Consider the following 11,752-nt stretch of genomic DNA (forward strand, 5'->3'; position numbering starts at 1 on the left):
CTGTACGCCCAACTCCAGTCATGACTTCATCCGCAATCCATAACACATCATATTTATCGCAAATTTCTCTTATCACTTCATAATAACCGGGAGGAGGTGTAAGCGCTGCTCCGGCTGCTCCTACAATGGGCTCTGTAATAAAAGCAGCAATATGTTCAGGGCCGGTTCGTTTGATAACTGTTTCCAATTCGCGTGCACAAGCAAGATTACAAGATGGATAGGTTTGATGAAATGGACACCGATAGCAATAAGGAGGCGAAACCGAAGGATAATCTTCAAGCAAAGACGAGAAGCGTTTTCGTCTTCCAACGTGCCCTGACATAGACAGAGCTCCTATTGTAATACCGTGATAGCTCATCCAGCGTGACAAAACCTTTGTTTTGGTTGGCTTTCCTTGCTCTTGAAAATGCTGAATTGCCGTTTTCATAGCCGTTTCAGTCGCTTCTGTCCCGCTGTTAACAAAAAAGCTCCACTGGAAATGATTGCTGCTTAATTCACATAGTTTCTTAGCTAAGGCTTCTGTTGGATCACTTGTAAACTGCGACCGATATACAAACGCAACTTTCTGTGCCTGATCGGTCATCGCATCAATAATTTCTTTTACGCCGTGTCCAATACTTGCTGTAACTGCCCCCGACGAAGCATCTATGTACCTTTTTCCATCTTGGTCGTACAAATAAATTCCTTTTCCATATGAAATAACTGGGTAGTCGTCGTCGAGCAGCGGCTTTATTACATGAGTTTTATTCATTTCCGCACTCTCCTTTCAAACATACACTCTTATTAAACTGTATGCTGAAACGAAGAGTTTCTTGCCAATAAAAAAAGCCCTAGCATATAGCTAGAGCTTTTACGCTTATTAAGCTGATTGCGTTACAGATTTATCTATACGCTTTGCTTCTGACTCAGCCACAATAACGGCACACGCAGCGTCTCCCGTAATATTTACAGATGTACGAAGCATGTCAAGCAAGCGATCAATTCCAATAATCAATCCGATACCTGCTACAGGCAGACCAACCGAACTCAATACCATTGCTAGCATAATGAGACCAACTCCAGGCACACCTGCTGTACCAATACTAGCAAGCACTGCTGTCAATACAACCGTCACAAGAGCACCCAGCGACAGGTCAACGCCGTATACTTGTGCAATAAAAATAGTCGCTACACCTTGCATAATTGCCGTTCCATCCATGTTAATGGTAGCACCTAACGGCTGAACAAAACTGCTGATGGACTCCGGGACACGAAGATTTTTTTGAGCCACATTCATTGAAATCGGAAGCGTTGCATTACTGCTTGATGTACTGAATCCAACTGTCATCGCAGGAGCAAAACCTTTAAAGAATTCAATTGGGTTACGTCTGGCCATAAGAGCGACTGATCCCCCATATGTTACGATTGAATGGATAAACAGTGCGAGCACGACTACAATCATGTACAGCCCCATCGCTTTAATTGCCTGCCAGCCTTGACTTCCGACCGCTGTTGCAAGAAGCCCAAATGTTCCGTAAGGAGCAAACTTCATCACTAGATTCACAAGGTACATCATCAATTCATTGCCTTGCTCAAGTAAATTGTAAAGCCCTTTTGTTTTACTTCCAAGCATCGTTATACCAAAACCGATAAAGATAGAGAAAACGATAAGTTGAAGCATATTCCCTTCAGCCATCGCTTGAATTGGATTGACTGGAATCATATTTAAGAATGTTTCTCCAACTGGCGGTGCTTTTTCGGCTTCAAAAGAAGCGTTTTTTGTATCAAAAGATCCAAATGTTCCTGGTTTAATAACAAATGCTAATAATAAACCAATTACAATAGCAACGGTTGTTGTCACTAGGAAGTACGAAACTGTTTTAGCCCCGATTCTTCCTAGTTTTTTAGGATCTCCTAAACCTGCTACACCTAACGTGATAGAGAAAAACACAATTGGTACAACAAGCATTTTAATTAAGCTTAAGAAAATTTGGCCAAGCGGTGTAAACAAGTACTTGTCCAGCGGAGCAAAAGCACTTGGAGCAAAAGCGTTAATTAACACTCCTACAATAGCACCAGCAATTAGCGCGATAATGATCTTTGTCGATAGCTTCATAGATTTACCTCCCGTAAATAAATTATATTAGAATGATTCTAACTACTATACTTATTTTACCATGCATTGAGAACGATAACACTCAAAATATACAATATATTAAAAATTTTCAGATTAATAGTTTAGGAATATTTTTAGCTATACAAAAAACCATGAGAATATCATGGTGTCATAGACCTGTTATTCCCTCACTGAATGCTTACGGAGTTAGCTGTCGGATTCGGGTACGTGAGTTACCCTACTTGATTCATTCAAGATTCACCCCAAGTACATTACGCACAAATATGGGTCCCCCGTTCTCTTATAAAACAAAAGAGATTAAGCAAATAATTTTCTTTAATATTTTTGCATGATAATAATTGTTACTTTAATTAAAATTCATTTTATATGTTTCTGTCAAGTTTTTATTCAAAAATAATGCATGATTTTATCATAAAAAGTTGATAATTGTTATATTTTAAAATTTTTACATCATATTTCAACAAACCACAAATACTTATTTAACAAGACTTACAATCTAATGGATAAAAAATTAATTCAAAAAATAGTTTGTAAAGTGAACTTTATTCTCATTAACTCCCATTCATAAATTTGAATAATTATTCTAATATCCGTGTACTTTATTGCTTTCATAAATATTTTACTCATCAAAAAATAACTCTTTTCAACTGTTGATTTTATCCTTGTATTGCTTGATATACCCTCCCTAAAATTCCACTGAATTTATTGATGCAAAGAAATGGACCTTATCAATTCGCCTTATTGTATTTAATTCTGTTCACGATAGAAGGATGGATTCCGTCATACTTTTTAAAAAAGAGCGGGTAATTATCATATAAAACTATCGGAGTTGGAGCGGTACAAGTTCTTTACTTTTTACTTAGTCGCTCTCGTTATTTAACACATAAAAAAAAGAGGCCGTGACGGCCTCTTTTTTTATACAGTAACAGGTTCAGAACTTGCTTTGCGATTCTTTAATTTTTCAACAATGTCACGCGCTACCCACACACCGCACGCACTTGCCTGCGCGAGCCCTCGCGTAATACCAGCTCCGTCTCCTCCCACGTATAAACCAGAAATTTCAGTTTCAAACTTATCGTTTAACTTCGGACGGGCGGAGTAAAATTTCGCTTCCACACCGTAAAATAGCGTATGTTCAGATGCTAACCCAGGCGTTACATGATCCAGTGCTTCTGTCATTTCAATTAAGCTTTTCATCGTATTATAAGGAAGCACTAAGCCCAAGTCACCAGGTACAGCTTCTTTTAACGTTGGTTCTAAAAAGCCTTCTTTAATTCGAGTCGCTGTTGAACGACGGCCCTTTAAAATATCTCCATACTTTTGAACAACTAAGCCCCCGTTTGACAGCATATTAGCTAATCTTGATACTTCGTGCGCATATTCGTTCGGCTGATCAAATGGATCCGAAAATTTATGAGAAACAAGCAGCGCAAAGTTCGTATTTTGACTTCCAAGCTTCGGATCTTTGTATGCGTGTCCATTTGCTAACATAATACCTGAATGATTCTCTACTACCACATGTCCTGAAGGATTGCTGCAGAACGTTCTGACTCTTGTACCTACAGACGTATTGTAAATGAATTTCCCTTCGTACAAGTGCTTGTTGATTTCTTCCATAACAACGTTGGATGTTTCGACTCGAACGCCAATGTCCACTTGATTGTTAATCATTTTCAAACGACGTTTTTTTAGTAAGTCGCTCATCCACTTCGAGCCGTCTCGACCTGGTGAAACAACCACTTTATCAGCCGTAATTCTTTCACCATTCTTCAATTCGATACCGCGCACGATATGCTGACCGTCTTCTTTTTCTGTTATTAAATCGGCTACTTCCGTTTTATACTGCATATCAATTTTTTCTTTTAAGTATTCATAAATGCTTTTTAAAATTTCCAAATTTTGCTCTGTTCCTAAATGACGCACCTGGGCACGCAATAGCTTTAATCCTGCTGCGTATCCGCGTTTTTCAATTTCACGAACTTTATCAGTTAACGGATCCGTAATCGTATCGGTTGCTCCGTGTTTTAAATTAATTTCATCCACATATTTAATTAAATCTACCACCTGTGATTCAGATAGATAATCCGTCATCCAACCTCCAAATTCACTGGTGATATTAAATTTCCCGTCTGAATATGCGCCGGCTCCACCAAAACCATTTGTAATAGAACAAGCGGGCAAACAGCCAGCAAACTCTTTTTTGCCAACCGCAGGCGGACATTTTTCGATTTTTTTCTGAAGAATCGGACAATTACGTCGATAGATATCGTGTCCTTTATCGATTAATAAAATAGTTGCTTCCGGTAATTTTAACGTTAACTCATAGCAAGTAAAAATCCCAGCGGGTCCTGCCCCTACCACAATAACATCATAATTTGAGTTCATTGTACATTCTCCCATCATCTTTTTTCTTTGGGTAAAAGATAAAAGTTATTGACCGAATTTTCTTTTTTTATTATCATTCGGTTATTTTCTAGCCATTTGATAATATATCAAAAAAAAATCCTTTAGTCAACAATATACACGAACATTAAAATAAAATATTTAAAAAATATTCGCTTTTATTCCGAACAAATAAAAACCAGTGAACGAATAGCAAGCGCTATGAAATGTTCACTGGTTCTTTAATGTACGGAAGAGCAATTTCTACTTTTGTTCCTACTCCTACTTTACTCGCAAATGAAATATGCCCTTGATGCTGTTCGATTATTYGGTAGCTAATCATTAACCCTAGCCCCGTTCCTGTTTGTTTAGTGGAATAAAATGGTTCACCTAGCCGAGCTAAAGATTGCTCATCAATTCCACAGCCTTCATCCTCGATAATGACCATGCCGTATTCATTTCTTTTCTCAACGGTGACTTTAACTGTACCTTTGCTCATTGACTCAAGCGCATTTTGAATTAAATTAATAAAAACTTGTTTAAGCGCATTTTCTTCACAAAAGATTGTAATCTCATCACTAATCTCATTAATAATACGACAGTTTTTATAATTGGCGTGTGTATCTAATAGTAATGTCACGTGACGTATGATTTGATTGAGACTTTTGGGGTGGTATGAATTTTCAATTTTAGGCTTGGCCAGCGTTAAAAATTCTTGAATAATGGATTCGACGCGATTCAATTCTTCAAGCATAATATCATTGTATTCTTCGTTGTACTGTTTCGATGCTTTTAACAGCTGAATAAACCCTTTAATCGCCGTCATTGGATTACGAATTTCATGTGCTACTCCTGCCGCTAACTTGCTCACCATTGTAAGCTTTTCAGATTTGCTTGCCATTTCATCATATTTTTTTCGATCCGTTACGTCGCGAATAATATACTGAATGGCATCCTGTCCTTCAAACTTAATTTTGGTTGCCGAAGATTCAATAATGACAACTCCTTTTTTAGTCAATAGTTTCACATCAACACGCGGCCTCACGGACATTCCATTCATCAGCTGAACCATTCGTTCTTTTACGATTTCTAAATGTTCGGGGTGAATAAAATGAAGCCAAGGACGCCCGATATACTCTTCTTTTTTCTCGCCGCCAAGAAGTTTAACACCAGCAGGATTCAAATATTGAATTCTGCCTTCTCTTGTTACAATAAATGCATCTTGACTTTGCTGGACAAACTGCTTATATTGCTTCATTTTTCGAATGACTTCCTCTTGTTTTTCAATACTTGAGGAAAACTCTTTCCACTGAACAACTAAGAGCGGAATATCCCCTTCCGTGCGCTGAATATGGATGTGCATTGGAAACTGCTGATCTACTTTTTTCTTAAGTAAAACAACTTCTTCCTCTTGCTTTCTTAACGGTTCCACTTCATGCTTTTCAATAAAAAAGCGATTTGGCTCTTCAAATACATTACAGGAAAGAAGTCGTTCTTCCGTCGTTTTAAAAAGGTGGCAGCACGCTTCATTTAAAATTTGAATATCTCCATCCATATTCATTACGAGCATTGGTGTAAATGACATTGAAAATAGCTGTTGAAATACTTTTTCCTTTTCCATATATTCACCTTCGCTTATTGAGTTACTAGCTATAGTATAATATGGTAAATGTTGATTTGGCAAAATTTTTTTATTATTTAAACAATTTATATGTAAGTTTGTCCTTTTCTATCTGTTATAAAAAGCTCGCACATGCGAGCAAATGAGGCCTAATCAGCAAAAACAGGTGCAGCCAATGATGATTAATAAAATAAATAGCACAACAATTAATGCAAATGAATGACCCGTTCCGCAATGATGATAACCGCCAATTGGATAGCTAATTGGATAGTGGCAAGTATCATATAGGTGGTGATAGCCTCCGTGATGGCATGGGTCGTAACAATCGTAGTTATACATAGCAATCTCTCCTCTTGTTTTTTTATTCATTTCGTACACTGTACTTTATATGCATTAGTTGATTGTCCTGTATGTGCATTCGCCCATTTTTTACTTTCTCTTACGCCATATTCGCCTTTTGGGCTGCAGCGTATACGAAAATAACAAAAGTAAAATACTTCCCATTACCAGTAACGTAGTAAACTCTTTCATAAATCCAATAATGCCCCCTATATACGGGAGATGGTATGCGTAGCTTCCAATCACTTTAAAAGAAGCAGGCAAAGAATCTCTTTGAGCTGTAACCAGTACATCAAGCTCTTGATTATGGGCCAGTACAAGTTCATTCTTTGAAGAAGATGATTCGTCTCTAAAGACAACTATATCTCCGCGATGCAGATGGTGATAATCCGTTTCTTGAACGGTCACGGTGAAACCAAATAGACTTGGAAATGTACTAACAAATAAAAATGTAAAGCAGATAGCATAAAGAACAAGTACATATCGAAACGCAGAAAACATACATTTATTGATCATAGGTAATCAGCTCAATTCGCTCGGTTACTTTATTTAGCGCGGGGGTAATGTGAATAAATGAAGTAGAGCGCTCTGTAAATTGAATTAAAAGTAGCAGCAGTAAAAAACTTAACATAATTAACCGTAGCATCCGAGCATAAAAATCGCGCATGCTCTCACTCCTTTTTTCTATACTAATTTCGATCGTACAATAAGCCTTCAGTCAATAATTTGATTCAGTATATGCACATAGAGGGCATTTGGCTCATTGTTTCTTCTTGGAGGTCTCGGGAGTGATCAGTGATCGGCATAAATTATGAGTTTTAGCATATGTTTGGTTACGTATGGAAATGTTTTTATACTCCGACAATAAGGGAGCTGAACATATGGCTAATTATTCCTTTGATCAATATATTAAAAAAGCAATGAAATACGATTTTCTAGCTAACTACTATAAGTATAGTGATCCATCTAAGCATATTCATTATTATCAAAAGCATTTGTACTATATCCAGCAGGCCATCTTAACTTCTTCTGAAAATACGAATCTGCGCGTAAATCCGCCGCAAATTCGTATACTTCACGCTTCTCCAGATTCTCCATCTGTAGATATTTATATTAACAACAAACGAGTGATTCGCAACTTAACTTATAAACAAGAAACAGATTATATTGAATTACAAGAACCTGGAAGATATACAATTTCTATTTATCCCGCTGGAGAAACGGGAAGACCTGTTTTAACGGAATCATTTACATTTGACGGAAACCAAAATTACACGGTAGCGGCGGTAGATGAGCTAAACAAGCTTGATTTATTGTTTATCTATGACAATACGGATGTACCAAGTGGAGAAACAAAGCTTCGGTTTGTGCACCTTTCTCCGGATGCTCCTGCTGTGGATATTGCGGCTAGAGGCGGAGACGTCATTTTTTCTGGAGTGCAGTTTAAAGAAGTCACAAAATATTTGCCTTTATCCCCCATGCATGTTCAACTTAGTGTGCGCATAGCAGGAACCAAAAATGTAGTACTCGAAATCCCGGCACTGAACCTTCGCCCGAATCGAACATATACAGTATATGCCGTCGGATTTGCTAAGAACCGTCCTGTATTAGAAGCGCTGATTTCCCAAGATCGTTAACAAAAAAACCTTCCAAATTGGAAGGTTTTTTATTCACTGCGCGAAATTAAACGTACGCGAATATCATCATTTTTCAAATCAAACTTTTGTACTTTTACAGCAAAATCACTCTCTAACTTCATCTGCTGTAACGCTACGTATACTGATTCATTCTTTGGATCAATCGTTACCCATTCTGGTAGCGCAAAGTTATTATTTACGTATCGAAGCACTGTGCGGACTGGAAGCTGCAGCTTTCCAACAGAAAGCGACTGCTGTTCAAGCACAATATCTCCATTTTTTTGTACGATTGGATCAAATGTCATTCGAATATTAATGTCATCGCCGAATACTTGAATCGTACCGTCTACTCTTACTACATCGGTGAGAGTAATTTTGTAGTTAAGCGGCTGATTCTTAAATTCTTTCTTTAAATATTTATCAATCAGTACATTTAAGTCCGCTTTTTTAGCCAAAATAGTTAGTTCTGCGTCTCCTTCTACTTTTTCAGAGGGAGTTGGATTGGCCTTGTCAACCGGTTGAAAAATAAACGCAATAATAAGGATAGCCCCTAGAACATTAATCCCTAATAACGCGATAAATAGGGTTTTCCACTTCTTCATATAACAATCTCCTTACTCGTTCCCACTCTCTTTCGTGTTTTTCTCTTTTTCATCAGATGTAACTTCTTCTGCTGTTTCCTTTTTCTGGTCTCCAACGAGAGGATCTTCTTCCTCCATTGATTTACTAATGCGTTCAGCCATTAGTTTGTACCCTTTTTTATTAGGGTGAAACTCGTCTTTCCCTAATAAATTTACGTCAGAATCATAAAAAATATCATCAATTTTTACATAACTTACATTATCATATTGAGAAGCAATTTTCTCGCTTGCCGCATTCCATTCATTAATAACGACATTAATTTCTTTCACATCACTTAACGATTTAAAGAATGGATTATAAAAACCAATTAAATAAATATGAGCATTAGGATTAAGCTTACGTATACGTGAAAACACGTCATTTAGACGTTTTTCATATTTTGACTGCTGTGATTCAAACGTCTTAATTGAGATATTGTAAAAGTAATCTCTTACCACTTTCATCACATCATTGCCGCCAATCGTCAAGAAAACGATGTCTGCTCTTGATACTTCAGCTGCTACTCCCGGCTGATTTAACCTCGCTAATAGCTGATCCGTCCGGTTTCCTCTTTTGCCTAGATTCTCTGTTCGTACATTTTGCACTTCATTTTGTTTAGAAAGGTATTTAGTTAAGTATGGTACATAACCGCCTTTTTTAGACTCATCTCCTACTCCTTCTGTTAATGAGTCACCAATGGCTACAATATCTAAATCTACAGGAAAAAAGCCTTTCGGAATATGCTTTTTAGGTGTTAAATCCACTTCTTTCTGAACGGCTTCTTCTTTATTGTCCGTTGGCAAAAAAGTCGTCGTCGAACAGCTCGCTAACACCACCGCACTCATACTGCTTATCACTATACTTTTCCATTTTCTCATCATAACACCTACTAACTATGCTGTATTCTCGCTGTCACAAGCAATACTGCTTACCGCTCTGAATAACTATATCTTTATATCTTATCATACTATGTCAAGTTGATATTTTACTACGTTTCTTATATATAGTATATGTAAAAAAAAGGATAAGCATGTTTCTTTCATAAAAATATCCGCTAACACATCACTATAAAGATAGCTGTGTTTGGCGGATAGATTTGACGGATTTATAGCTCTTACTGAAGGGTTTTGATATCTTTTATCATATCTTCATAAGGAGGATCAGTCACTCCCTGATAAGATTTTTGAACGACTCCATCTTTGTCAATTAGAAAAAAATCCGTACCGTGAATAACCTGCGGATTTTCTTGCGGCTTTTTCACAATCGTTTTAAATTGGTCCAGCGCAAACTTTTCAATTTCCGCTTGTTTATAACCCGTTAAGAAATCCCAATTCGAAAAATCAGCGCCAAATTTAGTCGCATAGTCCTTCATTTTCGGTGGAGTGTCCACTTCAGGGTCTACGCTAAATGAAACAAAGCGAACGTCCAGCCCTTCATCCTTGGCCATTTTTTGTAATTTAGCCATATGAGCCGTCATTGGGGGACATACGGTTTCGCAGCTTGTGAAGATAAAGTTAGCTACCCAAACGTTCCCTTTCAGCTGACTTAGCCCTACTTTCTTTTGATCTTGGTTAACATAAGAAAAAGAGTCCATCTTCCAATTGAGAGGATTTTCTATTTTGGAACCACAGGCTGTTAACATCATACAACTAATGAGCAGTAAAAAAGACAATTTATAAGACCAGCTTTTCATATGTTCCTCCTGCACGGTTAAAGTTTAGTCATAGCTAGGGAAAATCAAGGTAAACGTTGAACCTTTTCCTGGTATGCTTTCCACTTCAATTCTTCCATTCATTTGTTCGACCAGTTGATAAGACACCATCAGACCAATCCCTGTTCCTTTTTCTTTTAAAGAATAAAATGCTGTTCCCAGCCGGTTCACTTGTTCACTGGTCATGCCTATACCAGTATCTTCAATTTGAATATGTACTTGCCCTTCTCGCTTGTAAAGCCCTACTCGAAGCGTTCCTCCAGCTCTCATGGCTTCAATTCCATTTTTCATAATATTAAGCAGAACTTGATTCAATTCGTTTCGGCTGCCGCGAACATACATCTCTTCTTTTGCGTCTAATTCTATGAGTATATTATTTGTTAACAAAGCATAAGAAGATAATAAGTCTACTAAGCTTGTAATACACTCCAAGCAGTTAATAAAACGATGCTGATGAACATCCGGCTTGGCTAAAGATAAATAGTCATGAATAATCGCTTCCGCTCTGTCCATTTCGTTAATCATAAGATGAATGTAACTTAATTCAGTGTTTGAAAGCTTTGTGTTGTCTTGAAAAAGCTGTAAAAACCCTTTTACCACCGTCATAGGATTTCGAATTTCATGGGCTACAGAAGCAGCTAATTGACCAATTGCATTCATTTTCTCTGCTCGCTGCAATTCCTTTTGCATCCTCGTTTTTTCCATAATAACTTCTAATTCATCAATCGCTTTAGCAATTCCATCTTTTGAATGACTGAAATTCGTTTCTACGTTCAGCTGTTCTTTTGTTGCTGACACTTGTTGAAAAAGCTGCTGAAGCCGCTCTGCCATTTCATTAAATCTTGTGTGTACATTCCCTAACTCAGAATCATTTTCATGTGTCAGTTTCACATCAAACTTCCCTTGACTTACTGCTTGAATTCCTTCTACTAATTCTCCTAGGGGCGACATTAATCGCCTTAGTCCCCAGTCTTGAATAACAATAATGAAGGTAAACAAAATCGTAAATGCAACGATCAAAGCCACAATTAAACGTTTTTGATAGATATAGATAGCGCTTGCATCTATATCTACACCAAGAATAGCCACGACTTTTCCGGAGCTGTTTGTAATAGGCGATAAAACGGTTATCCACGTCCCGAATTCGTCTTTGTATGTAGATGTTACGATATTCTTCTTTTCTTGTTCTGCTTGCTTAAATGATTTGTAAAATTCTTTTCCTCCATAATAAATCATKGATGGCTCTAGTGATTGCTTAATTTTCTTATTCGCTGTTACGATAATCTTATTTCCATGCGACTTGAATTTTTCGGTCGTCATAATAT

The 11,752-nt window shown here is 37.3% G+C and carries 12 protein-coding genes and 1 riboswitch; of the genes, 1 reads left to right on the forward strand and 11 read right to left on the reverse strand.

The features are described from left to right. The 7 genes from AC1DRF_RS09915 to AC1DRF_RS09945 form a co-directional block, all read right to left on the reverse strand. On the reverse strand, window positions 1-751 hold a 751-nt coding region (locus AC1DRF_RS09915; RefSeq protein ID WP_477740667.1), incomplete at its 3' end, for an aminotransferase class III-fold pyridoxal phosphate-dependent enzyme. Window positions 752-859: 108 nt separating this feature from the next. Next, window positions 860-2,095, reverse strand: coding sequence for a dicarboxylate/amino acid:cation symporter (locus tag AC1DRF_RS09920; RefSeq protein ID WP_097824465.1), 1,236 nt, complete (start codon window positions 2,093-2,095; stop codon window positions 860-862). 180 nt (window positions 2,096-2,275) lie between these two features. Next, window positions 2,276-2,430, reverse strand: a riboswitch (cyclic di-AMP (ydaO/yuaA leader). Window positions 2,431-3,031: 601 nt separating this feature from the next. Continuing rightward, window positions 3,032-4,501, reverse strand: a complete 1,470-nt coding sequence (locus tag AC1DRF_RS09925; RefSeq protein WP_013084690.1) for an NAD(P)/FAD-dependent oxidoreductase — start codon at window positions 4,499-4,501, stop codon at window positions 3,032-3,034. A 217-nt stretch (window positions 4,502-4,718) separates the two neighbouring features. Further along, window positions 4,719-6,119, reverse strand: coding sequence for an ATP-binding protein (locus AC1DRF_RS09930; protein ID WP_477740668.1), 1,401 nt, complete (start codon window positions 6,117-6,119; stop codon window positions 4,719-4,721). A 153-nt stretch (window positions 6,120-6,272) separates the two neighbouring features. Then, window positions 6,273-6,458, reverse strand: a complete 186-nt coding sequence (locus AC1DRF_RS09935; protein WP_328127054.1) for a YjcZ family sporulation protein — start codon at window positions 6,456-6,458, stop codon at window positions 6,273-6,275. 90 nt (window positions 6,459-6,548) lie between these two features. Continuing rightward, complete coding sequence (locus tag AC1DRF_RS09940) at window positions 6,549-6,959, reverse strand: hypothetical protein (RefSeq protein ID WP_043976725.1); 411 nt, start codon at window positions 6,957-6,959, stop codon at window positions 6,549-6,551. A gap of 4 nt (window positions 6,960-6,963) precedes the next feature. Next, window positions 6,964-7,125 carry a hypothetical protein gene (locus tag AC1DRF_RS09945; protein ID WP_164796341.1) on the reverse strand — a complete coding sequence of 54 codons (162 nt, stop codon included), beginning with the start codon at window positions 7,123-7,125 and terminating at the stop codon, window positions 6,964-6,966. A gap of 214 nt (window positions 7,126-7,339) precedes the next feature. Between AC1DRF_RS09945 and AC1DRF_RS09950 the strand changes: the two genes are divergently transcribed. Next, a complete protein-coding gene (locus AC1DRF_RS09950; protein WP_427075169.1) occupies window positions 7,340-8,095 on the forward strand; it encodes a DUF4397 domain-containing protein in 756 nt (251 codons plus the stop codon). 29 nt (window positions 8,096-8,124) lie between these two features. Here AC1DRF_RS09950 and AC1DRF_RS09955 read toward each other — a convergent pair whose 3' ends face one another. From AC1DRF_RS09955 to AC1DRF_RS09970, 4 genes are all read right to left on the reverse strand, one after another. Continuing rightward, window positions 8,125-8,697 (reverse strand): YpmS family protein, encoded by a 573-nt coding sequence (locus AC1DRF_RS09955; RefSeq protein WP_013058738.1) that lies wholly within the window; start codon window positions 8,695-8,697, stop codon window positions 8,125-8,127. A 12-nt stretch (window positions 8,698-8,709) separates the two neighbouring features. Further along, complete coding sequence (locus AC1DRF_RS09960) at window positions 8,710-9,594, reverse strand: SGNH/GDSL hydrolase family protein (RefSeq protein ID WP_014458541.1); 885 nt, start codon at window positions 9,592-9,594, stop codon at window positions 8,710-8,712. Window positions 9,595-9,830: 236 nt separating this feature from the next. Then, window positions 9,831-10,409 carry an SCO family protein gene (locus AC1DRF_RS09965; RefSeq protein ID WP_043976610.1) on the reverse strand — a complete coding sequence of 193 codons (579 nt, stop codon included), beginning with the start codon at window positions 10,407-10,409 and terminating at the stop codon, window positions 9,831-9,833. Between the two features lie 24 nt (window positions 10,410-10,433). Further along, a partial coding sequence (locus AC1DRF_RS09970; RefSeq protein ID WP_477740669.1) for an ATP-binding protein occupies window positions 10,434-11,752 on the reverse strand: 1,319 nt, incomplete at its 5' end.

The sequence above is a fragment of the Priestia sp. P5_B4 genome, assembly GCF_056400385.1.